This is a genomic window from Rhodoluna miladensis (SeqCode), assembly GCF_965234705.1.
In the GTDB taxonomy this organism is placed as follows: domain Bacteria; phylum Actinomycetota; class Actinomycetes; order Actinomycetales; family Microbacteriaceae; genus Rhodoluna; species Rhodoluna miladensis.
Window position 1 is genome coordinate 403097 of the sequence record NZ_OZ248465.1, and the last position, 26203, is coordinate 429299.

Genomic DNA, 26203 nt, shown 5'->3' on the forward strand with positions numbered 1-26203 from the left:
TGTAGAGTAACCGCAAGTGTTGGCCGGCAACGAAAGTTGCCGGCCAACATTTACTTTTGACAAAGAATTGAAAATCAATTGATAACTTCCCCTCTGATGCCGCTGGTAGATGGCAACACCATCCCGCAGCTGGGACTTGGCGTATACAAGGTCGAAAACGAGCTTGCTGCTCCCTTGGTTGCCCACGCCTTAGAAAATGGCTACCGCCTAATCGACACCGCTTCGATGTATGAAAACGAAGTTGGAGTGGGCGAAGGAATCAGGGCCTCAGGTTTGCCCCGCGAAGAAGTCATAGTTGCCACCAAGTTTTGGATGGATGGCCTAGGTTTCGAAAACACACTCAAAGAATTCGACAAGAGCCTAAAGGCTCTAAAGCTTGACTACTTGGATTTGTACCTTATTCACTGGCCTGCTCCTAAGCGAGGGCTGTTGTATGTGGACTCTTGGAAGGCCATGGAAAAGCTCAAGAACGATGGAGTTATTCGCTCCATCGGAGTTTGTAATTTTCACACCCACCACATCGATGAAATCCTCAAGGTTGCCGAGCACGTGCCTGTTTTGAACCAGATCGAGCTTCACCCCTGGCTTACCCAAGAAAAAGTCTTGGAATACGACACCTCTCACAAGATCGTCACCCAGGCCTGGTCACCTTTGGCTAGAGGCAAAATTCTTGAAGAGCCGATGCTTGAAACCATGGCAAAAAAGCACGGTAAGTCGGTAGCTCAAGTAGTTCTTCGCTGGCACATCCAAAGGGGAGTGGCGGTAATCCCGAAGTCCAATTCCAAAGAAAGAATCATCGAGAACATGAACGTGTTTGATTTTGAGTTGTCTTTGGAAGAAGTTTCAGCAATAACTGCGTTGAATACCAATTTCCGGACCGGTGTTGATCCAGAGGATCGCAACTAGTTTCTTACTCGACCCAGTCCAGTGTCTTGGTCACTGCCTTTTTCCAAAGCTTGATTTGGCGCTGGCGCTCAGCATCATCCATGTTTGGAATCCAGCGCTTGCCTTCTTTCCAACGACTTCTTAGCTGATCAAGATCTGACCAGAAGCCAACTGCAAGGCCTGCTGCATAGGCAGCACCCAAAGCGGTGGTTTCAGTGATTACTGGGCTGATAACTGGAACACCAAGAATGTCGGCCTGGAACTGCATCAAGGTGTTGTTCTTGGTCATTCCACCATCAACCTTGAGCTCAGTTAGGTCTACTCCTGAGTCAGCATTGAGTGCATCCAGTACTTCAAGGGTCTGGAAGGCAGTAGCTTCTAGCGCTGCTCTTGCGATGTGTCCCTTGTTGATAAAGCGTGTTAGTCCAACTAGTGCACCTCTGGCATCTGGTCTCCAGTGTGGGGCGAATAGACCGCTGAAGGCTGGCACGAAGTAGCAACCACCGTTATCGGCAACGGTGTTGGCCATGGCCTCAACCTCAGGTGCGTTCTGGAAGAAGTTCAAGTTATCTCTCAGCCACTGGATCAAGGAACCCGTCACGGCAATGGAGCCTTCAAGGGCATAGACCGGCTTGGCTTTTCCTAGCTGGTAAGCCAGGGTGGTTAGCAGACCGTTTTTAGACAAGACCACTTCTTCGCCGGTGTTGAAAATAAGGAAGTTTCCGGTTCCGTAGGTGTTTTTTGATTCACCCTTATTGAAAGCTGCCTGACCGAAAGTTGCCGCCTGCTGATCTCCAAGGATTCCTGAGATTGGAACATCGCGAAGCAAGCTGGACTCGCTCACGATCCCGTAGATTTCCGAAGAAGAACAAATTTCAGGCAGCATCTTCAGCGGTACACCGAACTCGGCCGCAACATCCTCATCCCAAGCCAGGGTTCGAAGATTCATCAGCATTGTTCTACTGGCGTTAGTCACATCGGTTTTGTGCACTCCGCCTTCAGGCCCACCGGTGAAATTCCACAGTAGCCAGGTGTCCATTGTTCCAAACAGTAGGTCGCCGGCTTCGGCGGCCTCCTTTACACCGGCAACGTTTTCTAGAATCCAGGTGATCTTGGTACCAGAAAAGAAGGTTGCTAGCGGAAGGCCCGAAATCTCTCTGAAGCGGTTTACTCCACCTTTTTGAGCGAGGCGGTCAACAATCGGCTGAGTTCTGGTGTCTTGCCATACCAGCGCGTTGTAAACGGGAACTCCGGTGTGCTTGTTCCAGATAACGGTAGTTTCGCGCTGGTTAGTTATTCCAACCGCGGAAATTGAGTGACGAGTGATGTTTAAGCTACCGAGCGCTTGACCTACAACTGCACGCGCGTTATCCCAGATCTCCATGGCGTCGTGCTCGACCCAGCCCGGTTGGGTCATGATTTGTTTGTGCTCGAGCTGTCCGGAGGCTAGAGCCTCCCCGGCCTCGTTGAAGATGATGGCTCGGGTGCTGGTGGTTCCCTGGTCAACAGAGATTACAAACTTTTCCATGGCGTTGGGCTCTAACTTCCTTAGGTAGGTTCCGCTTGCTCAAGAATACTGCAGAGTGTGCTTTGACTCTAATGGGTTAGTGGGCAACAAAAAGGCGCTTGTATGTTCAGCGAGCAAGAATTTTCTTGCACGAATTCTCAAGGGCTCAAGTGGCTCTAGGCAAGCGACATGAAAGCTTTTTCAAGCTCAGCTCGATTGGCATTTCCTTTGGCATCATTTCCGCACTTGGCCATACCGGTAGCGATGATCGCAAAGCCTGCTTTGGTCAAAGCAGAGTTGGCAGCTGAGAGCTGGTTCAAGATGTCGGTGCAGTCTCTTCCTTCATCGAGCATCTTGATTACACCGGCTAGCTGACCGTTGGCACGTACTAGGCGGTCGCGGGCACTTTTGAGTTCTTGAGAAGCGATCTGCATCGAGGTTGTCCTTTGCTTGGTTGCTGCGGTGTAACAACTAGTATACCCTAGGGGGTATAAGAAAGGAATAACCAATTGACCAAGGTTTTCAAAGTTCTTGCAGCTAGTTTTATTGCAGTATTCGCAGTTGCAGGCCTAACCGGCTGCACGAACCAGGAGCCAATGGACATGAGTCAGTACGCAGCTGTCCTTGACGTTAGAACACCTGAAGAAACTTCTTTGGGCTACCTAGAAGGTGCACAGCTGTTCGATATCCAGAACCCAACCTTCATGGACATGCTTTCAACTTTGGATCGAGCAGCTGATTACTACATCTACTGCCGCTCCGGTAACCGCGCAGGACAAGCTATAGAAATAATGCAACAGTCTGGCTTCACCGGTGAATTGGTTAATGGTGGTTCTTTGGAGAACGCGGCTAACCAAACTGGCTTGACCGTAGTGAAGTAGTTTTAGTTTTATGGACAAAGCGTTTTGGGATAGCAAGTACTCGGTTGATGAGTACGTCTATACCAAAGATGTAAACCGCTTTGTCAAAGAAAGTTGTTCTGACCTCGCCTCTGGCAAGATGATTGATCTTGCCGGAGGCGAAGGTCGTAACACTGTCTTTTTCGCCGAAAGAGGTTGGCAGGCAGAGAACGTCGATCTATCCTCGGTCGGGTTAGAAAAGTGTCAGAAACTTGCTGCCGAGAAAAACGTCTCAGACCGAGTCTTTACAACCAACGCCTCAGCACTGGATTTTGACTCCAAACTGGCACCGGTTGATCTAGGCGTTGTTGCCTATCTTCAGATTCCGCAAGCGGAGCTAACGATTGCAATTACTCGCCTGGTTGAAAACCTTAAACCAGGAGGAGTGTTCTTTGGAGTGTGGCATGCACTCGAGAATCTGAAAGATGGCTTCGGGGGACCACAGAACCCCGACTTTCTTCCTTCAGAAGAATCCATGACTGCATTGCTGTCTACATTGCCGATGGAGATAAAGTTTGTGACTAACCGCGATGGACAGGTTCAGACCAAGGAAGGGCTAAAGCCCTCGATTACTCTGACCGCCATGGCAACCAAGCAATAGCTAAATACACTTAGGGGTATGGCCAAACCTTCTAAGAACCCCAAGCCACTAGCGCCAAACCCTGACGATCCATCAAGCTATGACGCCTTTGATGGTGAGTGGCGAGCGATTGGCTTATCGGGACCTGCAAGAAGGGCTCTGGTAAATGCCAAGCTCTATAAGGTCTCGGATTTGCGGAAGATAACTTCAGCTGAACTAGATCAGCTGCACGGAATGGGTAAATCCTCGATAGCTCGCATCAAGGTCATCATGCACGGCAAGAAGATTCAGTTTCGCCTCTAAAGCCTTATTACCGCTGTAGCCAGGCCAGCTGGGGTCTTGACCAAAGCCAGTAAAGTTGAGTCATTGACTGGTTTTGGGAGTAAGTAAGTGGCAACAACGATAAAGCTTGGGGTAATTCCAGGTGATGGCATCGGTCCTGAGGTGACCAAGCACGCCGTTCGTGCCCTTGAGCTTGCAGCTCCAAACGTTACCTTTATAACTACCGAGTATGACTTTGGAGCAAAGCGCTATAACGCAACCGGCGAGGCACTTACCGAGGCAGACCTAGAAAATCTAGCTAAGGAAGATGTACTTCTTCTTGGTGCCATTGGAGACCCAAGTGTTCCCTCTGGAATCTTGGAGCGAGGGTTCTTACTAAAGCTTCGCTTTGGCTTTGATCACTTTGTGAATCTGCGTCCAACCAAGCTTCTTCCAGGGGTAGTTTCTCCTTTGGCAAATCCTGGCGTGATTGACTTTGTTGTTGTGCGAGAGGGTACCGAAGGGTTGTACTTGGGCCAAGGGGAAACAACCGATAAGGGAACCCCTAAAGAAATAGCCACCGAGTACTCGATCAATACCGCCTCCGGGGTCGAACGTATTGTTCGATATGCCTTTGAATTAGCCTCCACCCGCGCTCGCAAGAAGCTGACCTTGGTTCATAAGCACAACGTGCTAGTTCGTGCCGGAAGCTTGTATCAGGACACCGTGAACCGGATTGCCAAGGAGTTTCCGGGTGTTTCGCACGACTATTTGCACATCGATGCAGCGACTATCTTTATGGTCACAAACCCGGCTCGCTTTGATGTGATTGTGACCGATAATCTATTCGGAGACATCATTACTGACCTAGCAGCTGCCATAAGCGGAGGCATAGGGCTTGCGGCAAGTGGAAATCTAAACCCAACGGGTAAGTTCCCATCGATGTTTGAGCCAGTACACGGCTCCGCTCCAGATATTGCAGGCCAAAACAAGGCCAACCCAACCGCAGCCATTCAATCGGCTGCAATGCTTTTACGTCACATCGGAGAAGTAGATGCTGCAAATCGGCTAGAAGCCGCAATTGCAACTGCACTGGCTAATGGCCAGTCGGGTAAATCAACATCAGAGATTGCTGATGCAATCTTTGCGGGGCTATAAGACTTTAGGAAAATCATGAGCGTATCTTTTGAGGTGACCAGAAACCCAAACCCGGTTTCAGACGCTGATCGCGAAGCGATCATCGCCAACCCAACCTTTGGAACTCACTTCACTGACCACCAGGTGGTTGTGGTGTGGGAAAAGGACAAGGGCTGGCACTCAGCACAAGTTATTCCCTACGGCCCAATGCTGATGTATCCATCCAGTGCTGTGCTTCACTACGGCCAAGAAATCTTTGAGGGCATCAAGGCTTACCGCCACGACGATGGATCGATTTGGACCTTTAGGCCCAAGATGAACGCTGCACGAATTCAGAAGAGTGCGAAGCGCATGGCGCTTCCAGAGCTTCCAGAAGAGATCTTCCTTGAGTCCCTAAAGCAGCTAATTGCCGTTGATGGAGCGTGGGTTCCAAAGCCTGAGAACGAAAAGACTTTGTACTTCAGACCTTTTGAAATTGCAGCTGAGAACTTCCTTGGCGTGCGGGCTGCTCACCGAGCTGAGTATCGCGTTATTGCATCCCCTGTTGGACCGTATTTCACTGGGGGAGTAAAGCCAGTATCGATCTGGATTGCCCTTGATTCATCGCGTGCTGGAAAGCATGGAACAGGGGAAGCAAAAACCGGTGGAAACTACGCAGCGTCTTTGTTGGCCCAAAACGAAGGCTACGAGCAGGGTTGCTCGCAAGTGATGTTCTTGGATGCCGAAACTGCTACCTACATCGAAGAACTCGGTGGCATGAACCTATTCTTTGTTCACGCCGATGGCAAAGTTTCAACTCCATCATTTGATGGAACAATCCTGCGCGGAATCACCAGGGATTCGATCATCACACTTTTGAAAGATCGTGGACACGAAGTATCAGAGCGCAAGATCACGCTCGATGAGGTTCGAAAAGGATTCAACTCGGGCGAAATCACCGAGATCTTTGCCTGTGGCACAGCAGCCGTTATCACTCCGGTTGGCATGCTCAAATCAAAGGTGGAACAAATCGGTTCCCCTGATGCTGCCCCTGGCAAGCTAACTGTTTCACTTCGCGAAGAGCTAACTTCCATTCAGTACGGTCGCCTGGAAGATAAGCACGGATGGATGCATAGACTCTCAGTATGAAGATAGCTAGATTCAGCAATGGCGCTGACCCGAGATTCGGAATTGTCGATGGCCCAGAACTTGTCGTTCTAAAAGGTCACCCGCTAGCTGTTGGCTACGACACAACCGGTGAGCGCATCCCACTTAAAGACGTGAAGCTACTAGCCCCAACCATTCCCTCCAAGGTGATTTGTATCGGCAAGAACTTCGCCGATCACGCAGCCGAGATCGGCGAAGAAGTCACTGTTGAACCATTGATTTTCTTCAAGCCTTCGAGTGCCATCATCGGCCACGGCGAAGCAATTGTTATTCCGCCGCAGTCCAAACAGGTCGAGCTTGAGGCAGAACTGACTTTAGTTATTGGGAAACTGGCCAAGAACGTTTCTGAAGCTGATGCTTTGGATTATGTCTGGGGATACACCATCGCAAACGATGTCACCGCAAGGGATTTGCAGTTTGGCGATGGCCAGTGGGCCAGATCCAAAGGCTTTGATACTTTCTGCCCACTGGGCCCTTGGGTTGAGACAGAGTTCTTGCCAGAGGAACAAGTAATCGAATCCCGCATAAATGGCGACATAAAGCAAAACGCGGCGATTTCAAAGATGACCCACAACATCCGCTCAATTGTGTCCTACGTTTCAAAGAACATGACACTGGTTCCTGGGGACATCATTTTGACTGGCTCTCCTGCTGGAATCAGCCAAATCAAATCAGGAGATTTGATTGAGTGTGAGATTGAGGGAATTGGCATTCTGGCAAACCCTGTTATCTGATTGGTCTTCTAGACTTATCCCATAATGACAAACCAGATCACCGCTGAATTCTCAACTGCCACCGGAAAAGATATCCGGGTGCGCTTTTGCCCTAGCCCGACCGGAACCCCTCACGTTGGATTGGTGCGCACCGCTTTGTTCAACTGGGCCTACGCTCGTCACACCGGAGGAACTTTTATCTTCCGCATTGAAGACACCGACCAAGAGCGCGACAGCGAAGAATCTTACGAGCAGATAATCGAAGCCCTTTCTTGGCTTGGACTTGATTGGGACGAGGGAATCAACGTTGGTGGACCCAATGAGCCTTACCGCCAATCACAGCGCATGGACATATACAAAGAAGTAGTCGAGAAGCTAAAGGCCGCAGGGCACCTGTACGAAAGCTTTCTAACCGGCGAAGAAATCGATGCCAGAAACGAAGCAGCGGGAAGAGCTAAGCAGCTTGGCTACGACAACTCAGAAAGAGACTTGGATCAGGCCACAAAAGATAAGTACTTGGCTGAAGGAAGAACTCCAGCTCTTAGGCTTCGGGTTCCAGATTCGGACATTTCCTTTACTGACCTCGTGCGCGGAGAAATTACATTCCCGGCTGGTTCTTTCCCGGATTTTGTTGTGGTTCGTCCTAACGGTCACCCTTTGTACACGCTGGTAAACCCAGTCGATGATGCCCTGATGGGTGTGACCCATGTGCTTCGTGGAGAAGACCTGCTTTCTTCTACTCCTAGACAGATCGCTTTGTATAACTCGATGGTTCAAGCAGGAATTACAACTTTCATCCCGCAGTTTGGTCATCTGCCATACGTAATGGGTGAGGGCAACAAGAAGCTTTCCAAGCGAGACCCGGAAAGCAACTTATTTCACCACCGCGACCGCGGCTTTATTCCAGAAGGCCTCTTGAACTACCTAGCTCTACTTGGCTGGGGACTAAGTGCCGACCAGGACATCTTTACTTTGCAGGAAATGGCAAAGGCCTTTGATGTTCACGATGTGAATCCAAATCCTGCCAGATTCGATCTGAAAAAAGCCGATGCTATCAACGCCACCCACATCAGATCCCTTGCCGCCGAGGACTTTGCTAATCGTCTGATCCCTTACCTACAAAGAGGTGAAGTGCTCTCAACCCCGCCAACGCCTGCGCAGCTGGAGATACTAGGCAAAGGCGCACCGCTGATTCAAGAGCGTATTACTGTGCTGGGTGAAGCCAAAGACATGCTGGGCTTTTTGTTTACTGATTCTTCCAAGATCACAATCGAAGAGGATGCCCGAAAGGGATTGCCGGAAAATGCCAAGCAGATAGTTGCTGCAGCTACTGCTGCAATTTCTGATCTGAATGATTTCACAACCGACGCTTTGCGCGATTTACTAAACAAGGTGCTTGTTGAGCAAATGGGTGAAAAGCCAAAGAATGCCTTCGGACCACTGCGCACAGCGATCTCCGGTCGCAGAGTTTCTCCGCCACTGTTTGAGTCGATGGAAATTCTTGGTAAGGCCGAAACTCTAGCTCGATTAGAGCTGTTTGCCCGCAGCTAGCTCGCAAGCTAGGATTGGAAGCTGGGCCAGGGCCCAGTAAAAATCCCTTGGGGTATGGTGTAATTGGCAACACGGATGATTCTGGTTCATTTGTTCTTGGTTCGAGTCCAGGTACCCCAGCAATAAAGGAAAAATGCTAACCACAATCGCTGCTGGTTTTCTTGTGGCAACTACTGCTCTAGTTGCGCTCTTTCAAATCGCACTTGCCTTAGGCGCGCCTTGGGGCGAGTATGCCTACGGGGGAGCAAGAGTCGGAAAACTTCCTGTTGGCTTCCGGATCAATTCCGTGGTCTCGACCTTCGTCATGCTTGCCCAGACAGGGCACTACCTAGCGCAGCTCGGAGTTTTTGAACCATTACTTGATCCCGCCGGGAACAATGTCGTGAACTGGGTTCTGGTTGGCTTCACCGGGCTCGCAGCCATTGCAAACAACATCACTCGCTCTAAAAAGGAACGGGCTGTGTGGGCAATTCCCACGATTTTGATGTTTATTGCTGCGTTGCTAGTGGCCTTAAGCCTCTAGGGAATCGCCGACTTTTAGATACGTAAATTCCCCACCGAATTGCTCGGTCACTAGTTTTACTCTTCCGTTGTTTAGATCATGGCCTAAATCACTTAGCAGAGCGTTATGCGTTGCAAAGCTTTGCTTCGGCTTTACAGCTGCAACAAAATCCATAACGTCGCCGATTTTGAGCCACGGAGCACTGGTCGGGCAGGCAAGTATTTCAACTGGCGCTTCGGGTGTGGTGTAGCTATCGCCCGGGTAATACAACTGGTTGTTTACCAACACGGCGGTGTTTTGAATCAGCGGGATGCTTTCGTGAATGATCTGGTGCATGTCCCCAAAAAACTCAAAGCTAAAGCCTTGCTCCAGATAGAAATCCCCGTGATAAACGGTTGTGACATCAAAGCCTGAAAGCTTGGCAGCTACCTCGCTGGTTCCAAAGATTTTGATGCCGGGGTTGGACTTTACAATCTCAGACACTTGGGTTTCGGAGCAGTGATCATCGTGGGAGTGCGTGATAACCAGCGCCACTACACCCTTCAGCCCCGAAACATCCTCGGTATAAAAGCCAGGATCAATCAGGGCTTTTTTGCCATCGTGTTCTAGCTCGAGGCAGGCATGGCCGCGCTTAGTGATCTTCATGTTCTTGAGTCTAGCTTTGGGCCAAAGCACCGCTGCGATGCTATTGTCTAGCAATGCGCATTGGACTTGTTGTGAACCCGGTTGCCGGGGGCAATCGTGGTGCCCAAGTTGGTGTGGAAGTACTTTCCTTGTTTTCGCAAAGTGAGCACTCAGTTGTAAACCTCAGCGGAGGCAACCTACTTGAAGCTAGAGCCAATGCTGAAGCGGCAATTGGAGCCAACTCAATAGATGCTCTGGTGGTTGTCGGTGGAGATGGCATTGCCCATCTTGGAACCAACCTTTGCGCCGGAAAAAACATCGTGATGGCGATTATTCCTGCCGGCACCGGCAACGATGCAGCGGCGATGTTTGGCATGCCACTTACCAATACCGCCGAATCAGTGCGCGTAGTTCTTGCAGGTCTTAGCTCACCAAAGAAAGTCGACGCCATCAAGGTTTCCCATGGTGGCAAAGTGACTTGGGCACTTGGTTCAGCTTCTGCTGGATTCGATGCCCTGGCTGCTGCCAGGGCTAACGCCATTAGCTGGCCTAAGGGTCCGATGCGCTACTACGTGGCGATGCTGCTGGAGCTTGCTAAGTTCAAGCCGATCAAGTACCAGAGCGTGGTTGATGGCACTCCACGAGATTTTGAAGCGATGCTTTGTGTGGTTAGCAACACCGGTATTTACGGTGGGGGAATGCTGGTTGTTCCTGGTGCATCAGTTACCGACGCAAAGCTTGATGTTTTGCTCGTGAAAAAGATGAGCAGATTGAAGTTTGTGACGATTTTCCCGAGGGTTTACAAAGGAACTCACATCACCGATAAAGATGTTGAGATATTCAAAGCGTCGAAGATTTCGATAACAGCTAGCGGTATGCCGATCTACTCAGACGGTGAATACGTTGGCCAGGCACCATTTGAGGCAGAAGTTGTTCCAGGAGCGCTAACGATTATTGCCCCTGCAATCTAGGGCTAGTTAGTCTTTGGTTGGTGTGGCATAATGGCAAGGTTGCTATACGGCCCCATCGTTTAGCGGCCTAGGACACTGCCCTCTCACGGCAGCGGCGCGGGTTCGAATCCCGCTGGGGTCACTATTCGCTCTCGATGACCATAAATCTCGGGAGCGAATTCCTCTTTACTGGAGAAACTGCCAAGGAGGTTCGAATGAGCACCGCTTCAATTGTTTCGGCAGAACTTCGGGCTCTTGCGAACAAAGAAATTGCTCAGTCACGATCCTGGTTTTTCAAAACCGGTAAAGGCGAATACGGCTACGGTGATGTATTCCTTGGAATTGAAGTCCCAGCAATCCGCGAGGTAGCAAAAAGGCACCAAGGGCTGGCCCTTGATCAAATCAAGAAGTTAGCTGCATCCAAGTATCACGAGGAGAGATTCATTGCCTTGGCGATCATTGTCTTGCAGTTCAAAAAAGCCAAGGTAGCTGATACTAAAAAACAGCTTTTCGATACCTACCTAGAGCTACTCAAAGCCAACCGGGTAAACAACTGGGATCTGGTAGATGTAAGTGCTCCATACCTTGGTGTATACCTGTTGGACTACGCGGGAGCTTCAGCGCTACTTGCCAAGCTTGCTAAGTCAAAGAACCTTTGGGAGCAGCGAGCTTCCATCATGTTCACCTGGGCACACATCCGAGCAGGCCAGCTCAAAGTCTCAACCAAGCAGGTAGAACTGTTTCTAGATCACCCACACGATCTGATCCACAAAGCAGCAGGTTGGATGCTTCGAGAGGTTGGGAAAAGAGATCTAAAGCTACTTCGAAGCTTTTTAGATTCTCATGCGGCAATCATGCCGAGGGTGATGCTTCGCTACGCCATTGAGAAGATGACCGAAACCGAGCGAGCCAAGTGGCTAGGAAAAGCTAAGAGCTAAGTGGCAGGTCTTGGATTCCAACCGGAGGGTGACTCTTTCGGTAGTTTCTCACCAGCACCGAGAGCACAATAATTGCTGTCACTGGAACCAGGGTGATTAGGTTCAATCCGGTGAACATGAATAGCGCTACCAAAGATCCTGCGATGGCTCCACCAAAAGCACCAGAGAGATTCATAAGTGAGTCGCTAAGACCTTGAACGTTGGTCTTTTGATCAGCTGGAACGCTAACTGTTAGAAGTGCCGAGCCTGAGACCGTGGCTGCCGACCAGCCAAGGCCAAGTAGGAATAGACCTAGTGTCACAGTCTCGTGGGTTTCTGATCCCAGACCTGCAATCAAAAGTGCGGCTACGAATATCAGCTGGCCAGTCAAGATGGTCTTGACTGGGCCGATTTTGTCGCTGAGTATTCCAAACAACGGCGCAAAGGCATACATTCCAAGGATGTGAAGGCTGATTACAAATCCGACTACAACTAGCGAGCCTCCATGGCTTGTGACATGGACCGGGGTCATGCTCATCACGGCAACCATAACCATGTGAGATAGCGCAATTGACACTATGGCGTAAGCGGCAACCGGGTACTGCCTCAGGGTGCTAAAAGCTGACCGCAGGGAAACCTTTGGTTTGGTTTGAAGCTTGTCAGCTGCAATTTGTTGGGCAACCAATAATGGGTCTGGGCGAAGCCCAAACCAAAAAACAGCTGTTGCCAAAAGCTGAGCTGCGATAGTGAAAACAAATGGTCCTGTTAGCTCGGGAAGTCCCAGCCAGTTTCCAACTACTTCACCGGGGCCAAAAAGGTTAGGTCCTGTGACCGCTCCGATGGTGGTTGCCCAAACTACAAGGGATAAATCCTTACCGACTTTTCTGTTTGTTGGAATATCGGTTGCTGCAAAGCGAGCTTGCAAGCTAGCTGCCGAACCGGCACCGAGCATGAAAAGCGCAAGAAGTAGAAGTGGGAAGAATCTAACTGATGCTGCAGTTATAACCAGTGTTGCTCCAGAAATTGCAAGAGCGGCACCAAGAGCCAGTGCAACTCGTCTTCCTTTTGCGAAGGCAAGTCTGGCAAGCGGGATTGCCCAAACGGCAGTTCCAAGAGTTGAGAAGGTTGCGGCAGCTCCTGACCAGGCAACTGTTCCAGAAAGCTCAGCGGCTAGTAGGGCACCGATGGAAAGAGTAGATCCGAGGCCAAAGCCTCCGAGGATTTGGCCTAGGGCTAGGGTCCTTACGGTTCTTTTCTGCAGGAATTCAAGGCCGTTTTCACTCACCTGCCCAATCTACCCCTCGATTGGTAAACTGGGATTTCAGCAAATTTGAGGTGTCAAAAAAGCTAATGTCTAATCCATCAAAGCCACTAACTCTGGCGGAAAAGCTCTGGGCCAGCCACTTGGTTGCCGAGGGTAAAGATGGCGCACCCGACCTTTTGTATATCGACCTTCATCTAGTTCATGAAGTCACCAGCCCTCAGGCCTTTGATGGTCTGCGCCTTGCTGGCCGCAAGGTCCGTCGTCCCGACCTAACTATTGCTACCGAAGATCACAACACTCCTACTGTTGATATCGATAAGCCAATTGCTGACCTGACCTCAAGAACCCAGATTGAAGCACTTCGCAAAAACGCCGCTGAATTTGGCATTCGCCTTCACTCCCTGGGCGATAAAAACCAAGGAATCGTTCACGTGGTTGGTCCACAGCTTGGACTGACCATGCCGGGTATCACTGTGGTGTGTGGCGACTCACATACTTCTACCCATGGAGCCTTCGGAGCTCTAGCTATGGGAATTGGAACCAGCGAGGTTGAGCACGTACTTGCCACCCAGACTCTTCCTTTGAAGCCCTTCAAGACCATGGCCATCAACGTTGAGGGAACCCTGCGTCCAGGAGTCACCGCTAAAGACATCATCTTGGCCGTTATCGCCAAGATCTCTACCGGAGGCGGCCAGGGTTACGCTCTGGAATACCGCGGCAGTGCAATTAGGTCTTTGTCGATGGAAGGTCGCATGACCATCTGCAACATGTCCATCGAAGCGGGAGCTCGTGCCGGAATGGTTGCTCCCGATGAGATTACCTACGCGTACCTAAAGGGTCGCCCACACGCACCAGAGGGTGCCGACTGGGATGCAGCCCTTGCTTACTGGAAAACACTTCCAACCGATGAAGGTGCAGTGTTTGATGCTGAAGTGTTCATCGACGCAGACAAACTTGATCCTTTTGTGACTTGGGGAACCAACCCAGGCCAGGGTGTTTCGCTTTTTGACTCTGTTCCAAACCCAGCGGATATGAAAGATCCAAACGAGCGCGCTGCTGCCGAGCGCGCACTGGAATACATGGATCTAAAAGCCGGAACTCCTATGAAGGAAATTGCCGTCAACACGGTATTTCTTGGATCCTGCACCAATTCAAGAATTGAGGATCTTCGAGCAGCAGCTGCGATTGTGAAGGGCCAAAAGAAAGCGGACGGAGTTCGCATGATGGTTGTTCCTGGTTCTCAGAAAGTTCGCATCCAAGCCGAAGAAGAAGGTCTAGACAAGATCTTCAAGGAGTTCGGTGCTGAGTGGCGCTTTGCCGGCTGTTCGATGTGTTTGGGTATGAACCCAGACCAACTTGCATCAGGCGAGCGAGCCGCATCGACTTCGAACCGAAACTTTGAAGGTCGTCAGGGCAAGGGAGCCAGAACTCACCTTGTTTCGCCACTGGTAGCCGCAGCCACCGCAATTCGCGGAACCCTATCGGCACCATCTGATCTTGAGTCGGTGAGCTAGATGGAAAAGATTGAAAAGTTTTCAGGTGTTGCCGTTCCACTAAAGCGCTCGAATGTTGACACCGATCAGATCATTCCTGCGGTTTATCTAAAGCGAATTACAAAAACTGGTTTTGAAGATGCACTTTTTGCTTCCTGGAAAGCAGAGCCTGACTTTGTCTTGAATCAGCCCGTGTTTGCTAACGGTGAAGTACTAATTGCCGGGCCTGATTTTGGAACTGGCTCTTCTCGCGAGCACGCCGTTTGGGCACTTCGCGATTGGGGATTCAAGGCTGTGTTCTCGGCGAAGTTTGCTGACATCTTCCGAGGCAACTCCGGCAAGCAGGGTTTTATCACCGGTGTTATCACCGAAGATGAGACCAAGGCGCTTTGGGAATTGATTGATGCCAACCCAGGTACCAAAGCAACCGTAGATTTGCCGAACCAGACACTATCTTTGGGTGAGATGACTGTCAGCTTTGAAATCGATGCCTATACCAAGTGGCGCTTGATGGAGGGGTTGGACGATATCGGACTAACCCTAAGAGATGAGCCTGCAATTACCTCTTTCGAATCAAACCGCGAGTCTTGGAGACCCCAGACGCTTCCAGCTAAGGGAATCTAATGAGTCAAATCAAAGTCAACGGCGGAAAGCCGCTAACTGGTCGCGTTGATCTAAAGGGTGCAAAAAACCTAGTTACTAAAGCCATGGTTGCTGCCCTACTTGCAGACACTCCTTCGGTACTAAAGGATGTTCCAAAGATCAGCGACGTAGAAGTTGTTTCAAGGCTTCTAGAGCTACATGGTGTCACCATTGATTTTGCCGACAACGGAGAAATGAAGCTTGACCCTCGTGGGGTCAAGCAAGCTCGCATGGTCGATATCGATGCCCATGCCGGATCTTCCAGAATTCCAATTCTTTTCTGCGGACCGCTGCTTCACCAGCTCGGCGAAGCCTTTATCCCTGATTTGGGCGGCTGCCACATTGGAGATCGACCAGTTGATTTCCACCTAGATGTTCTTCGCAACTTCGGTGCCGTTATTGAAAAGAGCCCAAACGGAACCAGGATGAGTGCACCTAACGGTCTGCACGGAGCCAAAGTCACACTTCCTTATCCGAGCGTTGGAGCAACAGAGCAGGTACTTCTAACCTCAGTTCGAGCCAAGGGAATCACCGAGCTATCCGGTGCCGCCATTGAGCCAGAGATCATGGACCTAATTGCCATCTTGCAGAAGATGGGTGCCATCATCTCCGTTGACACTGACCGAGTGATTCGCATCGAAGGCGTTGAAACACTAAATGGCTACACCCACCGCGCACTCTTTGATCGCAACGAAGCTGCCTCTTGGGCAGCAGCTGCTCTAACAACCGGCGGAAACATTTTTGTTGGGGGAGCCAAGCAGCTTGAAATGACAACTTTCCTAAACGTGTTTAGAAAAGTTGGCGGTGCCTTTGACATCGAAGATGATGGCATTCGGTTCTATCAAGCAGGTGCTGATCTGCACCCGGTGGTAATTGAAACCGATGTTCACCCAGGATTTATGACCGACTGGCAGCAGCCACTGGTTGTTGCCCTTACCCAGGCCAAGGGTCTATCGATTGTTCACGAGACTGTTTACGAAAACCGTTTTGGTTTCACTGATGCACTGGTCAAGATGGGTGCACAAATCCAGATTTACCGTGAGTGCTTGGGTGGAAACCCTTGCCGCTTTGGACAGCGAAACTTCTATCACTCTGCGGTTATCTCAGGACCGACACCTTTGACTGGAGCCGACATCGAAGTTCCAGATCTTCGCGGTGGCTTCAGCCACATGGTTGCTGCCCTTGCTGCCAAAGGAACTTCAAACGTGAGCAATGTTCAGCTGATTTCCAGAGGCTATGAGCACTTCTTGGACAAGCTAGGTAATCTTGGGGCCGACTTTAGTTATTCTGAGTAGCAATGGCGAAACAACCTAAAGTGGTACCAATGCCGAAGATCACCTCTAACGAGATGACACTGGCGGTTCGAATTGTTGCTGGGATTTTGGCCCCAATAGCTCGCATGATGTTCAAGGTTGAAGTTATAAACCTCGACAAGCTTCCAAAATCCGGCACTTACATATTGGCCCCGAATCACGCCACCAACATCGACGCTCTAGCGGTTGCGTACTTTATCTACATCAAGACCAAGCGTGCCCCACACTTTTTGACTAAGGAAAGACTCTTTAGCATTCCACTGGTTGGCAAGATCTTGTTGGCCGCTGGTCAGATTCCGGTTTTTAGAACCGGCGGACAGCGAAACGACGATTCCCTAAGAGCCGCACACGCTTACCTAAAAGCCGGTCACTCTGTCTGCGTGTTTCCGGAAGGAACCCTAACTCGCGATCCAGATTCTTGGCCGATGCGTGGAAAAACTGGCGCTATCAGGCTTGCCCTGGATAGCGGAGTTCCGGTTTATCCGGTCGGTCAGTGGGGCAGCGAAAAGATCCTGGCACGCTATTCGAGCAAGTTCCGTCCAGGTTTCTGGAAAAAAGTCACTGTGCTGGTGGGCGATGAAATTGATCTTGCAAGATTCAGGAAGCCGAATCCAACTCCTGCTGAAGTTCTCGAAGCAACCGAAGTTGTCATGTCGGCTATCACCAAGTTGGTTGAGCAGCTAAGAGGCGAGAAGGCACCTGATCGCCGCTGGGATCCAGTTGCTGCCGGTCAAGCCACCACAGGAAACTTCATAAAGAAGGCTCAGGTAAGTGGGGGCGGCGATGCCTAAGAAGATTCGCGTTGCAGTTTTGTTCGGTGGCAAATCAAACGAGCACTCAATCTCGGTTGCATCCGCCGGGGGAGTTATTGGGGCAATTGATTCTTCAAAGTACGAGGTAATTCCGGTTGGCATAACCAAAGAGGGCGAATTCGTTCCTTACGAAGTTGATCCTAAAAAACTTGCCCTATCTGAGGGCCTCAAGACCGTAGCTTCAAAGGGCGAAACAATTCGATTTGCCCTGGATGGCTCAAGGGAAATCTTTGGAGTCGATAAAGCGGGCAAACAATCCAGCCTTGGAGTAATTGACGTTGTGTTTCCGGTGCTGCACGGTCGGTTCGGTGAAGATGGCACCATCCAGGGCTATCTAGAACTAGCTGGAATTCCTTATGTTGGAAATGGCGTACTAGCTTCCAGCGTCGCGATGGACAAAGAGTTCAGCAAGACCCTTTTCAAAGCTGCCGGCATTCCTACCCCTGATTTCAAGGTTGTCACTGCAAAGCAAATGGTCAATGATCCAGAGTCCGCACTGGAGAAGCTCTCCGAGCTAAAGCTTCCGGTTTTTGTAAAGCCTGCCCGGGCTGGTTCATCAGTTGGAATTACAAAAGTAAAAAGCGCAGATAAGTTGGCTGATGCTGTGGCCGAAGCGCTGACCCACGACGACAAAGTAATTGTTGAAGTTGGAGTGGTTGGACGCGAAATTGAATGTGCTGTGCTTGAAGGAAAGGGCGACGAACCAGAACGGGTTTCAGTAGCTGGCGAAATTGTTGTCACTGGACGAGAGTTCTACGACTTCGAGGCTAAGTATGTCGATTCGGATGCCGCCAAGCTCACCTGCCCTGCAGAAATTTCAGATCAAGAGCTAAAGCAAATGCAGCAGCTGGCTAAAAAAGCCTTCCGCGCACTCGGCTGCGAGGGTCTTGCCCGCGTTGACTTCTTTTTGACCAAGGATGGCTTTATGTTGAACGAAATCAACACCATGCCTGGCTTTACTTCGATTTCGATGTTCCCGCGTTGCTTTGGCGAATCAGGCGTCAGTTTTACTGAGCTGGTTTCAGAACTTATTGAACTGGCGCTAGAGAACTAGTTCGTTATTTCCGTGCAGCGCTTAGTTGCCGGCAGTATGCCAATTGTTGAGCTCAGCTGCTCAAGTACCGTCACTCCAGCTAACTTAGTGGAGTCAATGATTACCTCGGTGGCTGGGAATCTCGCGTAGCTAATAAAGCGAAAACTTGGAGCGTTGGCATCATCCACCAGCCAGTCAATATCTCCCGCGCTAACGCAAGGAAGGGCAGAGACTTCAACCGGCTCTAGGCCGCAGCGCAAGATCACGGAGACTGGCTCACCCCAGGCTGCCGTGGACTGGGCGTTTACGCGACGCTTTTGCTCTCCTGCCAGCTCATCGGGCAGGCGAACAATAACTTCCGCACATTCCGCGTTATTGGCATCTTCGGCAGGTTCTAGTGTGACCATGGGGGCGCAGCCGGTTAGAAAAACCAGGGCAAAAGCCATAGCGCCAAGTTGAAGGTGTCTTTTTCTCATCTGAAATAAGGCTACCTTTGATTTGTGGATGATCTAAGTCTTGCCGAGCTAGGCGAAATAGAGAGCCTTAGGCGCACCGTCGCAAGGCTAAAGCCAGGCGAGCACGCCATCGTAGGTTCAGGCGATGATGCAGCGGTAGTTACCGCTACCGACAATTTTCTTGTTTCGACAGACACTCTGGTTGAAAACCACGACTTCAAGCTCGAGTGGTCAACTGGATTTGATCTAGGTTTCAAATCCGTTGCATCTAATCTCGCTGACATCGCCGCCATGGGAGCAACCCCTACGGTGCTGGTTGTGGCAATGGTGGTTCCAAAAACCACCAAGATTTCTTGGCTTGAATCTTTTGCCGATGGCCTGCAGGCTGCCTGCGATCAGCTAAGCCCAGGGTCTGCAGTTGTTGGCGGAGACTTAGCCTCCGGTGAACAAATTGTGATTTCGGTCACAGTTCACGGAAAGCTAGATGGACAAAAGCCAGTGCTTCGATCCGGTGCCACGGTGGGCGATGTGGTGGCAGTTTGTGGCCCGCTTGGAAAAGCTGCCTGCGGATTGACACTTTTGGAATCAGGCCAGCAAGATTTGATTCGCTCCTACGATGACTGGGTTGGCGCACAGTTAAGACCTGAACCACCAATTAGCCAGGGAGTTGCAGCAAATCTTGCTGGAGCAACCGCGATGCTAGATGTTTCCGATGGACTGATAAAAGATCTTGGTCGGATCTCAAAGGCTTCGAATGTGAGCATAGAAATTGATCGCTCGCTACTGTCAGGCTATGAAGCCATGCTTGATCTTCCAGCCCAGAGCCTTGGAGTGCAGACCCTGGGTTGGGTGCTGCAGGGCGGCGAAGATCACAGCTTGCTTGCAACCTTCCCTGCTTCTGCCACTTTGCCCATTTCCTTCAAGGTGATTGGAAAGGTGGTTGCTAAATCCGACCATGATGTCTTACTTGATGGAAAGCCGGTAGCAGATACCGGCTGGGACTCAATCACTGGAACAGGCGGAGCAAGGCGATGACGCCAACTCCTTACGACGACTCTCACGAGATACTGCCTGGTTTGTTCATGGGTGGATCCCCCTTTGATACTCGGGTTGATGATGAAGCTAGGCAATACAAGATGCGCGGGTTCGATCACGACCCGCGTCCTTTTGATGCCATCATCACTTTGTTTCCCAAGGCGTTTCCAGCTGGCTACGGAGTTGAGGAGCTGCGCTTTGGTTTTCCGGATGATTTAGCGGAAGGTGTGCGCGAAGATTATCGTCAGCGGATTTTGGATCTAGCGATTTGGGGATACCAAAAGTGGCAGTCGGGGTCCAAGTTGTTGGTTCGCTGCGCAGCGGGGGAGAATCGCTCTGGTTTGATCACCTTGTTGATTTTGCAGAAGCACGGAATCCAAACCGATGAGGCAGTTGATTTGATTCGATCAGAGCGCAAAAAGGGTTCCCCGCTTCACAACCCACACTTCATCGAATTCGCTAGGAAAGAATTCGGCAACTACTAGGGGTGCAGATCCTTATTCAGGATTACTCCAGCACCCGAGCGAGAAAGTGCCTCAACTCGTCCAGTTAGAGAGTTTCTTCTAAACAGCAAGTTCGGAACCCCTGAAAGTTCGATTGCCTTCAAAGACTTCTCGCCTTCATCGCTAATAAGGGTCAACTTGGTTCCTGCGGTGACATAGAGCCCAGCCTCAACAACGCTGTCATCTCCGATGGAGATGCCGATTCCAGAGTTTGCACCAAGTAGTGCACGCTTACCGATGGTGATCTTTTCTTTTCCGCCACCAGAAAGTGTTCCCATAATCGAAGCTCCGCCGCCGATGTCTGCGCCATCGCCGACAACTACTCCCTGAGAAATTCTTCCTTCAACCATTGATGCACCTAAGGTTCCAGCATTGAAGTTCACAAAGCCCTCGTGCATGATTGTGGTTCCAGGGGAGAGGTGAGCACCTAGTCGAACCCTTGAGGCATCGGCGATTCGAACTTTGGCTGGGGTTACGTAGTCGAGCATTCTTGGGAACTTATCCACTGCGTGGATAACTACACCGGCTTTTATTAGCTGAGGTCTTAGTTGATCGAGATCTTCTAGGGCGATAGCGCCAATTGAGCTAAAGGCAACAATTGGCAACTGGCCAATCAGACCTTCGAGGTTGATGCTGTTTGGGGCAACCAGCAGGTGAGATAAAAGGTGCAGCCGAAGATAAGCATCCTCGACGGACGATACCGGCTGGGTCAGATCTGATTCGGTTCGAACCACATGAGTGTTTACAAGCCTTCGCTTATCTTCCCCAACAAGAGCATCGAGTTCTCTTGGCACAACCCAGAGCTCGTCGGTGACCGGAGCAGGGCCAAGCTTTGGCTCGCGGAACCAGACATCTAGAACATTGCCTCTAGTGTCGGAAGTTGCTAGCCCGTGGCCCCAGGCAAGTGTTGTTTGAGTCATCTCTCAAGATTACAAGCTAGGCTCTTGGCTGTGGCGAGTATGAAACTAAATCTCTTGGGTGATGTGGCGGAACTGACGCGTCAGCTGGTCGATATTCAGAGTGTTTCAGGAAATGAAGCCGAGATTGCCGATGCAATCGAGCAGGCACTCAAGCCCCTAGCTCACTTGAGCTTGACCCGCGATGGCAATGCAATCGTTGCCAAAACTAGCCTTGGTCGATCTAAACAAGTTGTCATCGCCGGTCACATCGACACCGTACCGGTAGCTGATAACTTGCCATCAAAGCTAATGAGCTTTGAGCGCGAGCAGGTCATCTGGGGTCGCGGCAGCGTGGATATGAAAGCCGGAGTAGCCGTAATGCTAAAGCTTGCGGCCGAGATTACCGAACCTGTCTTTGACGTGGTTTGGGTGTTCTACGACCAGGAAGAAATCGAAGCTTCCAAAAACGGTCTTGGCCGGCTGGTTCGAAACCATCCTGAGCTAATCAAGGGCAATTTTGCTATTTTGTGCGAACCAACTGCTGCCACCATCGAGGGTGGCTGCAATGGCACCATGCGGATTGAGCTTGAGCTTTCGGGCATCAAGGCCCACTCGGCAAGGCCCTGGATGGGATCTAACGCCATCCACAAATTAGGCGGAGTGTTAAACGTGGTGAATGCCTACACCCCAGAAGAAATCGAAGTGGACGGAATGGTGTTTAGAGAGAGCCTGAACGCGGTTTTGGTATCCGGTGGAATCGCCAGCAATGTAATTCCAGATTCGGCCACCGTGACCTTGAACTACCGATTTGCTCCTTCCAGAAGTGTTGAAGCTGCCACTGAGTATTTGCGAACTTTGTTTCCAGATAACCAATTCACTGTTGTTGATAGTGCCTCTGGGGCAAGACCGGGCATGAATTCACCTGAAGCCGAGGCATTTGTCGCGGCAGTCAAAGCAAATGTCAATCCAAAGTACGGCTGGACCGATGTTGCCAGATTTAGTGAAATGGGCATTCCAGCTGTGAATTATGGCCCTGGAGACCCTAACAAGGCCCACGCGGATGACGAAAACGTGCCAGCTAGCCAGATCTACGCCTGTGAAGCGGGATTACGAAATTTTCTAGCTCCAAATCTTTGATAAACTTGGGGTTCGGGAGAAATAGTCCCAGCAATCCAAGGAGTACTTTTTATGGCAGCGATGAAGCCACGCACTGGTGATGGCCCAATGGAAGCAGAACGAGAGCCACGCGGCTTGATTATCTTGCGCGTTCCATTGGAAGGCGGAGGCCGTCTTGTGGTTTCAGTCAACGAAGAAGAAGCAAAGAACTTGCATTCAGTTCTAGAAGGCGTCGTCAAGAAGAAGAAGTAACTCGCTTGCTGGCAATCAGCAAGCCATCTCCAACTGGAGACAAAGCAGAGACAAAATCCTGCTGGGTAGAAAAGAACCTCAAAACATCGCGGTAGATTACCGTGGCATCGTCGCGCATAGCTGGATCTGGTACCCGATCTCTCCACAGAGCGTGGGCGATAACAACCACCCCGCCTGGTCTAAGCAGTCTCGATGCTTGGCTCAGTTGCGCTTCCAAGTCGGAGCGGTCAGCATCTAGCAAAGCTAAGTCGTAGGCGGCATCGGCCATGTTGGACATAACCTCGGTAGCCATTCCTGAAATCACTCTGGTTCTTCCCGGAGCGATCTTGGCGTCTTTGAAGGCAAGCTTGGCAGCGACCTGAAATTCCGGCTGGGAGTCGATAGTGGCAATAACTGAATCTTCCGAAGCCGAGAGCATCCACAAAGCCGAGACTCCAGCTCCGGTTCCAGCTTCGACGATGGCTTTGGCTCCCAGGGCGGAGGCTAAAACGGCTAGGTGAGCGCCGGCACTTGGAGTAATGCATTCAATGCCGAGTTCTTCGGCACGGGCTCTTGCCTCGATAATGGCTGGCGACTCCGAAACAAAGTCTTCGGTGTATTTCCAGCTCGATATCTTGTCAACCATTGGTTAGTTCTCTCCTCAAGCACAAAGCCTATTGTCCAGCGGGCTAAAATCCCCGCAGCTTTAGAGGTAACCTGTTGAGGTGTTCGGAATCTCAGGCGAAAAGCTATTAATCCTCGGGTTGATAGCGGTATTTGTGCTGGGCCCAGACAAGCTCCCGCACTACGCCGCGCAATTGGCAAAATTCGTGAAGTCTCTAAAGCGCATGGCCGAAGGTGCCAAAGGTCAGTTGCAAACTGAAATCGGCGAAGAAGTGAATTGGAAACAACTTGATCCTCGTCAGTATGACCCGAGAAGAATCATCCGTGAGGCACTAGCTGAAACTGAACCAGTAAACCCGGTTGCAGCTCTAACTAGACCGGTGACTCAGGTTCAGCCAAGACTTGCCAAGGGAGAAGTAGCGCCATTTGATTCGGAAGCGACCTAGAGCTTTTTCATAACCTTTGCTAGGGCGTTCATCATCGGCGCCATGGCGTTGTATTGCTTAGCCCGAGATGGGAACTTCAAAAATCCAGTTGAAACTCCAACGGTTCTAGCCTCGGTAAAGCGCAAGATTCCGAACTTGCCGTTTCGTCTTCCAACACCTGACTGCTTCATTCCACCCATTGGGGAATCAAGAGAAGCCATCGAGGCCCTAAAGCCTTCGTTCACATTCACAGATCCGGCCATGATTCTGCCAGCAACTTCCTTGGCCAACTTTGTCGGCCCAACCACCGAGGCGTTTAGTCCGTATTCGGTGTCGTTAGCAAGCTCAACTGCCTGATCGATGTTGTCATAGCCAATCACCGCAATTAGCGGACCAAATACTTCTTGGCGAGCAAGTCTCATTTCGTCGGTGATGTCAGTCAATACCGTTGGTGCGTAGTAGTAAGGTCCAAATTCAGGAAGTGCTTTCGCGCCGGCTAGAACTTTGGCACCTTTACCTACGGCGTCAGAGACAAAATCCTGAACACGATTTAGCTGGTTGATTCCGGTTAGGGTTCCCATGTCCATCGAGAAATCGCCACTTTTGCCAATTGCCATTGAGGTCACTCGCTCCGCGAGTTCCTTCTCGAAGGCGGCCTTCATGATGTTTGGAACATAGACGCGCTCAACTGCAACGCAAAGCTGCCCGGAGTTTCCAAAAGCTGCCCCCATTGCCTTTTCGGCTGCATCGCCAACTTTTGCTCCTGGCAAAACAATCATCGGGTTCTTTCCTCCAAGTTCGAGGGAGTATCCAATCAATCTCTTGGAAGCACGCTCGGCAACTAGGCGACCGGTGTTGGTTGAACCCGTAAAGGCAACAAAGTCAACTGAGTCGGTGATGGCATTTCCAACTGTTGCGCCATCGCCAACCAGAATGGTCCAAACCGATTCAGGAATGCCTGCTTCTACGGCAAGTTTGCGAGCGTAGAGAGAAACTAGTGCTGTTTGGTTGTCAGCCTTTTGAATAACTGTGTTTCCGGCAACAATGGCTGGCAACACATCAAGCATCTGTAGAGCAAGTGGGTAGTTCCAAGGAGTGATAACTCCAACTACTCCAACCGGTGCATACATAACGTAGGACTGAGTCAAAAGCGGGACACCCGAGATGGTCTTTTGGGTCTTTAGAGTCTTAGGCGCAATCTTGGCGAAATACCTAGCCGAGCCCAAAGAACCAGCAATTTCTTCAAAGGCGTGCGAGCGTGCCTTGCCGGTTTCGAGCTGAAGCAAATCCATAAGGTTGTCTTGATTTTTCAAGATCAGATCGTGCAGGCGAAACAGCGCCTGAGATCTTTCCTTGACGGAAGTTTTGGCCCAAGCCGGCTGAGCTAATCTCGCGTCGGCAACAGCCTTTGCTACCTGGGCAACACTTAGCTGCGGTAAGTCATAGATTTTTTTGCCCGTGGACGGATTCACAATCGTCATCTGATCTAAAGATTCCGGTAGGTGGGCCAAAAGGGTCGGGATGCTGTATTCGCTCATGCAGATAAGTCTACGAAGCAATTGCTAGCTTGTTGAAAGTGGAAGCCTTCTGCCAGCTAGGTTTCGCCCGGAACCAGCGATGATTTGGGCGATTTGCTCAATGGCTTTGGCAGCTAAGTCGTTGCTCGTTTGGCCAAGTAGGGGATTACCAGAATCCGAGCCTTCTCGAAGCGGAACCGAAATTGGAATCTGACCCAAGAGGGGAACTGTGGTGCCCGATAGTTCGGATAGGTGCTTCGCAACAAGTTCCCCACCACCGGAACCAAAGAGTTCCATGCGGTTGCCACCGGTTTCCAGATAGCTCATGTTTTCAATTACACCGAAAATGGCTTGCCCGGTTTGAAGACCCACTGCACCACTTCGTTCGGCAACCTCGCTGGCTGAAATCTGTGGGGTGGTCACAACAATCGTTTTTGCGGTTGGAAGGAGCTGGCCGAGTGTGATTGCGATATCCCCTGTTCCGGGAGGAAGGTCCACCAGCAGGATATCTAGATCCGCCCAGAAGACATCGGATAAGAATTGCTCGATGGCACGGTGCAGCATGGGTCCACGCCAAGCAACTGGAGTATTACCTTCTATAAACATCCCAATCGAAATCACCTTCACACCGTGGGCAACAGGAGGCAAGATCAGCTCGTCTACTCTGGTGGGTTTGTCGGTGATGCCGAGCTGACTGGGAATTGAGAAGCCATAGATGTCGGCGTCAATTAGTCCAACGCGAAGACCTTGAGCTGCCAAAGAAACTGCGAGGTTAGCGGTGATGGTGGATTTTCCAACACCGCCTTTGCCGGAGCCAATTAGAAAGATGTTTGTGAGTGTGTCTTTATCGAATGGATTGTGCTTGAGGGGCTTTCCTCCGCGAAGCTTGGCTTTGAGGGCATCGCGCTCAGCGGCGGTCATGACGCTTAGGGTGATATTTACTGAAGCAATTCCAGCGACTTTTTCGATTGCCTGCTTAGACTCTGATTCGATTCTTCGTGCCGCTGGGCAGCCAGTGATGGTTAGTTTGATCTCAACATCTGCGATGCCATCTGGGCTGATCGAGATTGCCCCGACCATATCCAATTCGGTGAGGGGAATGCGTAGCTCAGGGTCGATTACCTTTGACAGGGCTTCGAGGATGGCTTCTTGCACCCCTTAACTCTAAG

General features: G+C 50.7%; 30 protein-coding genes and 2 tRNA genes. 23 read left to right on the forward strand and 9 right to left on the reverse strand.

Annotated features, from left to right (window positions below):
• The first annotated feature begins 78 nt into the window (after positions 1 to 78).
• On the forward strand, positions 79 to 906 hold the full coding sequence (locus AC8GDC_RS02000) for an aldo/keto reductase (protein WP_506558220.1): 828 nt from the start codon (positions 79 to 81) through the stop codon (positions 904 to 906).
• 4 nt (positions 907 to 910) lie between these two features.
• On the opposite strand, the gene glpK is transcribed toward AC8GDC_RS02000, so the two are convergent.
• Positions 911 to 2413 carry a glycerol kinase GlpK gene (glpK, locus tag AC8GDC_RS02005; protein WP_506558221.1) on the reverse strand — a complete coding sequence of 501 codons (1503 nt, stop codon included), beginning with the start codon at positions 2411 to 2413 and terminating at the stop codon, positions 911 to 913.
• Between the two features lie 155 nt (positions 2414 to 2568).
• The gene (locus AC8GDC_RS02010; RefSeq protein WP_506558222.1) at positions 2569 to 2826 is read right to left on the reverse strand and encodes a metal-sensitive transcriptional regulator; all 258 of its coding nucleotides are present in this window, start codon (positions 2824 to 2826) and stop codon (positions 2569 to 2571) included.
• Positions 2827 to 2901: 75 nt separating this feature from the next.
• On the opposite strand from AC8GDC_RS02010, the gene AC8GDC_RS02015 reads away from it, so the two are divergent.
• From AC8GDC_RS02015 to AC8GDC_RS02055, 9 genes are all read left to right on the forward strand, one after another.
• Positions 2902 to 3273, forward strand: a complete 372-nt coding sequence (locus AC8GDC_RS02015) for a rhodanese-like domain-containing protein (protein WP_506558223.1) — start codon at positions 2902 to 2904, stop codon at positions 3271 to 3273.
• A gap of 10 nt (positions 3274 to 3283) precedes the next feature.
• Positions 3284 to 3892: a class I SAM-dependent methyltransferase gene (locus AC8GDC_RS02020; RefSeq protein ID WP_506558224.1), complete on the forward strand. Its 609-nt coding sequence runs from the start codon at positions 3284 to 3286 to the stop codon at positions 3890 to 3892.
• Positions 3893 to 3910: 18 nt separating this feature from the next.
• Positions 3911 to 4174, forward strand: coding sequence for a helix-hairpin-helix domain-containing protein (locus tag AC8GDC_RS02025; RefSeq protein ID WP_506558225.1), 264 nt, complete (start codon positions 3911 to 3913; stop codon positions 4172 to 4174).
• An 87-nt stretch (positions 4175 to 4261) separates the two neighbouring features.
• Positions 4262 to 5290, forward strand: a complete 1029-nt coding sequence (locus tag AC8GDC_RS02030; protein WP_506558226.1) for a 3-isopropylmalate dehydrogenase — start codon at positions 4262 to 4264, stop codon at positions 5288 to 5290.
• Between the two features lie 15 nt (positions 5291 to 5305).
• Positions 5306 to 6397 carry a branched-chain amino acid aminotransferase gene (locus AC8GDC_RS02035; RefSeq protein ID WP_506558227.1) on the forward strand — a complete coding sequence of 364 codons (1092 nt, stop codon included), beginning with the start codon at positions 5306 to 5308 and terminating at the stop codon, positions 6395 to 6397.
• Positions 6394 to 7149 (forward strand): fumarylacetoacetate hydrolase family protein, encoded by a 756-nt coding sequence (locus tag AC8GDC_RS02040; protein ID WP_506558228.1) that lies wholly within the window; start codon positions 6394 to 6396, stop codon positions 7147 to 7149. Before AC8GDC_RS02035 ends, AC8GDC_RS02040 begins: the two co-directional genes overlap by 4 nt.
• Positions 7150 to 7173: 24 nt before the next feature.
• Positions 7174 to 8679, forward strand: coding sequence for a glutamate--tRNA ligase (gene gltX, locus AC8GDC_RS02045; RefSeq protein ID WP_506558229.1), 1506 nt, complete (start codon positions 7174 to 7176; stop codon positions 8677 to 8679).
• Between the two features lie 48 nt (positions 8680 to 8727).
• Positions 8728 to 8799 (forward strand) — tRNA-Gln (locus tag AC8GDC_RS02050).
• A 13-nt stretch (positions 8800 to 8812) separates the two neighbouring features.
• Entirely contained in the window at positions 8813 to 9202 is a 390-nt protein-coding gene (locus tag AC8GDC_RS02055) for a hypothetical protein (RefSeq protein ID WP_506558230.1), read from the forward strand.
• On the opposite strand, the gene AC8GDC_RS02060 is transcribed toward AC8GDC_RS02055, so the two are convergent.
• A complete protein-coding gene (locus AC8GDC_RS02060; protein ID WP_506558231.1) occupies positions 9191 to 9826 on the reverse strand; it encodes an MBL fold metallo-hydrolase in 636 nt (211 codons plus the stop codon). The genes AC8GDC_RS02055 and AC8GDC_RS02060 overlap by 12 nt on opposite strands.
• A gap of 53 nt (positions 9827 to 9879) precedes the next feature.
• Between AC8GDC_RS02060 and AC8GDC_RS02065 the strand changes: the two genes are divergently transcribed.
• The 3 genes from AC8GDC_RS02065 (at position 9880) to AC8GDC_RS02075 (ending at position 11693) form a co-directional block, all read left to right on the forward strand.
• A complete protein-coding gene (locus AC8GDC_RS02065) occupies positions 9880 to 10776 on the forward strand; it encodes a diacylglycerol/lipid kinase family protein (RefSeq protein ID WP_506558232.1) in 897 nt (298 codons plus the stop codon).
• 48 nt (positions 10777 to 10824) lie between these two features.
• A tRNA-Glu gene (locus tag AC8GDC_RS02070) sits at positions 10825 to 10897 on the forward strand.
• Positions 10898 to 10970: 73 nt separating this feature from the next.
• On the forward strand, positions 10971 to 11693 hold the full coding sequence (locus AC8GDC_RS02075) for a DNA alkylation repair protein (RefSeq protein WP_506558233.1): 723 nt from the start codon (positions 10971 to 10973) through the stop codon (positions 11691 to 11693).
• On the opposite strand, the gene AC8GDC_RS02080 is transcribed toward AC8GDC_RS02075, so the two are convergent.
• Positions 11683 to 12957 carry an MFS transporter gene (locus AC8GDC_RS02080; protein WP_506558234.1) on the reverse strand — a complete coding sequence of 425 codons (1275 nt, stop codon included), beginning with the start codon at positions 12955 to 12957 and terminating at the stop codon, positions 11683 to 11685. The two genes, AC8GDC_RS02075 and AC8GDC_RS02080, sit on opposite strands and share 11 nt — an antisense overlap.
• 65 nt (positions 12958 to 13022) lie before the next feature.
• Between AC8GDC_RS02080 and leuC the strand changes: the two genes are divergently transcribed.
• Genes leuC through AC8GDC_RS02105 form a run of 5 tightly spaced genes read left to right on the forward strand, consistent with a single transcriptional unit; the run spans position 13023 to position 18250 of the window.
• Positions 13023 to 14450, forward strand: coding sequence for a 3-isopropylmalate dehydratase large subunit (leuC, locus tag AC8GDC_RS02085; RefSeq protein WP_506558235.1), 1428 nt, complete (start codon positions 13023 to 13025; stop codon positions 14448 to 14450).
• The gene (leuD, locus tag AC8GDC_RS02090; RefSeq protein ID WP_506558236.1) at positions 14451 to 15053 is read left to right on the forward strand and encodes a 3-isopropylmalate dehydratase small subunit; all 603 of its coding nucleotides are present in this window, start codon (positions 14451 to 14453) and stop codon (positions 15051 to 15053) included.
• Positions 15053 to 16366 (forward strand): UDP-N-acetylglucosamine 1-carboxyvinyltransferase, encoded by a 1314-nt coding sequence (gene murA, locus AC8GDC_RS02095; protein ID WP_506558237.1) that lies wholly within the window; start codon positions 15053 to 15055, stop codon positions 16364 to 16366. The genes leuD and murA overlap by 1 nt, the downstream gene beginning before the upstream one ends.
• A 29-nt stretch (positions 16367 to 16395) precedes the next feature.
• Positions 16396 to 17175, forward strand: coding sequence for a lysophospholipid acyltransferase family protein (locus tag AC8GDC_RS02100; RefSeq protein ID WP_506558238.1), 780 nt, complete (start codon positions 16396 to 16398; stop codon positions 17173 to 17175).
• On the forward strand, positions 17168 to 18250 hold the full coding sequence (locus AC8GDC_RS02105; RefSeq protein ID WP_506558239.1) for a D-alanine--D-alanine ligase family protein: 1083 nt from the start codon (positions 17168 to 17170) through the stop codon (positions 18248 to 18250). Before AC8GDC_RS02100 ends, AC8GDC_RS02105 begins: the two co-directional genes overlap by 8 nt.
• On the opposite strand, the gene AC8GDC_RS02110 is transcribed toward AC8GDC_RS02105, so the two are convergent.
• Entirely contained in the window at positions 18247 to 18705 is a 459-nt protein-coding gene (locus tag AC8GDC_RS02110; RefSeq protein ID WP_506558240.1) for a DUF3515 domain-containing protein, read from the reverse strand. The genes AC8GDC_RS02105 and AC8GDC_RS02110 overlap by 4 nt on opposite strands.
• A 24-nt stretch (positions 18706 to 18729) precedes the next feature.
• Between AC8GDC_RS02110 and AC8GDC_RS02115 the strand changes: the two genes are divergently transcribed.
• Entirely contained in the window at positions 18730 to 19719 is a 990-nt protein-coding gene (locus AC8GDC_RS02115; RefSeq protein ID WP_506558241.1) for a thiamine-phosphate kinase, read from the forward strand.
• Positions 19716 to 20204, forward strand: a complete 489-nt coding sequence (locus AC8GDC_RS02120; protein WP_506558242.1) for a hypothetical protein — start codon at positions 19716 to 19718, stop codon at positions 20202 to 20204. Before AC8GDC_RS02115 ends, AC8GDC_RS02120 begins: the two co-directional genes overlap by 4 nt.
• Here AC8GDC_RS02120 and dapD read toward each other — a convergent pair.
• Positions 20201 to 21142: a 2,3,4,5-tetrahydropyridine-2,6-dicarboxylate N-succinyltransferase gene (gene dapD, locus AC8GDC_RS02125; RefSeq protein ID WP_506558243.1), complete on the reverse strand. Its 942-nt coding sequence runs from the start codon at positions 21140 to 21142 to the stop codon at positions 20201 to 20203. The two genes, AC8GDC_RS02120 and dapD, sit on opposite strands and share 4 nt — an antisense overlap.
• Positions 21143 to 21181: 39 nt before the next feature.
• On the opposite strand from dapD, the gene dapE reads away from it, so the two are divergent.
• The gene (gene dapE, locus AC8GDC_RS02130) at positions 21182 to 22258 is read left to right on the forward strand and encodes a succinyl-diaminopimelate desuccinylase (protein ID WP_506558244.1); all 1077 of its coding nucleotides are present in this window, start codon (positions 21182 to 21184) and stop codon (positions 22256 to 22258) included.
• A 51-nt stretch (positions 22259 to 22309) separates the two neighbouring features.
• Positions 22310 to 22489, forward strand: a complete 180-nt coding sequence (locus tag AC8GDC_RS02135; protein ID WP_506558245.1) for a DUF3117 domain-containing protein — start codon at positions 22310 to 22312, stop codon at positions 22487 to 22489.
• On the opposite strand, the gene AC8GDC_RS02140 is transcribed toward AC8GDC_RS02135, so the two are convergent.
• Positions 22473 to 23114 (reverse strand): O-methyltransferase, encoded by a 642-nt coding sequence (locus AC8GDC_RS02140; protein ID WP_506558246.1) that lies wholly within the window; start codon positions 23112 to 23114, stop codon positions 22473 to 22475. The genes AC8GDC_RS02135 and AC8GDC_RS02140 overlap by 17 nt on opposite strands.
• Positions 23115 to 23193: 79 nt before the next feature.
• Between AC8GDC_RS02140 and AC8GDC_RS02145 the strand changes: the two genes are divergently transcribed.
• Entirely contained in the window at positions 23194 to 23538 is a 345-nt protein-coding gene (locus tag AC8GDC_RS02145) for a twin-arginine translocase TatA/TatE family subunit (protein WP_506558247.1), read from the forward strand.
• Here AC8GDC_RS02145 and AC8GDC_RS02150 read toward each other — a convergent pair.
• Complete coding sequence (locus AC8GDC_RS02150) at positions 23535 to 25055, reverse strand: succinic semialdehyde dehydrogenase (RefSeq protein ID WP_506558248.1); 1521 nt, start codon at positions 25053 to 25055, stop codon at positions 23535 to 23537. The two genes, AC8GDC_RS02145 and AC8GDC_RS02150, sit on opposite strands and share 4 nt — an antisense overlap.
• 24 nt (positions 25056 to 25079) lie before the next feature.
• Complete coding sequence (locus AC8GDC_RS02155; RefSeq protein ID WP_506558249.1) at positions 25080 to 26189, reverse strand: Mrp/NBP35 family ATP-binding protein; 1110 nt, start codon at positions 26187 to 26189, stop codon at positions 25080 to 25082.
• Positions 26190 to 26203 lie beyond the last annotated feature (14 nt).

Bases quoted from the DNA above. Each gene is read 5' to 3' on its own strand.
- AC8GDC_RS02065 (WP_506558232.1), top strand. From the start codon at position 9,880: ATGCGCATTGGACTTGTTGTGAACCCGGTTGCCGGGGGCAATCGTGGT.
- AC8GDC_RS02140 (WP_506558246.1), bottom strand. From the start codon at position 23,114: ATGGTTGACAAGATATCGAGCTGGAAATACACCGAAGACTTTGTTTCG.
- AC8GDC_RS02060 (WP_506558231.1), bottom strand. From the start codon at position 9,826: ATGAAGATCACTAAGCGCGGCCATGCCTGCCTCGAGCTAGAACACGAT.
- leuC (WP_506558235.1), top strand. From the start codon at position 13,023: ATGTCTAATCCATCAAAGCCACTAACTCTGGCGGAAAAGCTCTGGGCC.
- AC8GDC_RS02040 (WP_506558228.1), top strand. From the start codon at position 6,394: ATGAAGATAGCTAGATTCAGCAATGGCGCTGACCCGAGATTCGGAATT.
- AC8GDC_RS02020 (WP_506558224.1), top strand. From the start codon at position 3,284: ATGGACAAAGCGTTTTGGGATAGCAAGTACTCGGTTGATGAGTACGTC.
- gltX (WP_506558229.1), top strand. From the start codon at position 7,174: ATGACAAACCAGATCACCGCTGAATTCTCAACTGCCACCGGAAAAGAT.
- AC8GDC_RS02150 (WP_506558248.1), bottom strand. From the start codon at position 25,055: ATGAGCGAATACAGCATCCCGACCCTTTTGGCCCACCTACCGGAATCT.
- AC8GDC_RS02010 (WP_506558222.1), bottom strand. From the start codon at position 2,826: ATGCAGATCGCTTCTCAAGAACTCAAAAGTGCCCGCGACCGCCTAGTA.
- leuD (WP_506558236.1), top strand. From the start codon at position 14,451: ATGGAAAAGATTGAAAAGTTTTCAGGTGTTGCCGTTCCACTAAAGCGC.
- AC8GDC_RS02075 (WP_506558233.1), top strand. From the start codon at position 10,971: ATGAGCACCGCTTCAATTGTTTCGGCAGAACTTCGGGCTCTTGCGAAC.
- glpK (WP_506558221.1), bottom strand. From the start codon at position 2,413: ATGGAAAAGTTTGTAATCTCTGTTGACCAGGGAACCACCAGCACCCGA.
- AC8GDC_RS02110 (WP_506558240.1), bottom strand. From the start codon at position 18,705: ATGAGAAAAAGACACCTTCAACTTGGCGCTATGGCTTTTGCCCTGGTT.
- murA (WP_506558237.1), top strand. From the start codon at position 15,053: ATGAGTCAAATCAAAGTCAACGGCGGAAAGCCGCTAACTGGTCGCGTT.
- AC8GDC_RS02135 (WP_506558245.1), top strand. From the start codon at position 22,310: ATGGCAGCGATGAAGCCACGCACTGGTGATGGCCCAATGGAAGCAGAA.
- AC8GDC_RS02100 (WP_506558238.1), top strand. From the start codon at position 16,396: ATGCCGAAGATCACCTCTAACGAGATGACACTGGCGGTTCGAATTGTT.
- AC8GDC_RS02035 (WP_506558227.1), top strand. From the start codon at position 5,306: ATGAGCGTATCTTTTGAGGTGACCAGAAACCCAAACCCGGTTTCAGAC.
- AC8GDC_RS02055 (WP_506558230.1), top strand. From the start codon at position 8,813: ATGCTAACCACAATCGCTGCTGGTTTTCTTGTGGCAACTACTGCTCTA.
- AC8GDC_RS02025 (WP_506558225.1), top strand. From the start codon at position 3,911: ATGGCCAAACCTTCTAAGAACCCCAAGCCACTAGCGCCAAACCCTGAC.
- AC8GDC_RS02105 (WP_506558239.1), top strand. From the start codon at position 17,168: ATGCCTAAGAAGATTCGCGTTGCAGTTTTGTTCGGTGGCAAATCAAAC.
- dapD (WP_506558243.1), bottom strand. From the start codon at position 21,142: ATGACTCAAACAACACTTGCCTGGGGCCACGGGCTAGCAACTTCCGAC.
- dapE (WP_506558244.1), top strand. From the start codon at position 21,182: ATGAAACTAAATCTCTTGGGTGATGTGGCGGAACTGACGCGTCAGCTG.
- AC8GDC_RS02120 (WP_506558242.1), top strand. From the start codon at position 19,716: ATGACGCCAACTCCTTACGACGACTCTCACGAGATACTGCCTGGTTTG.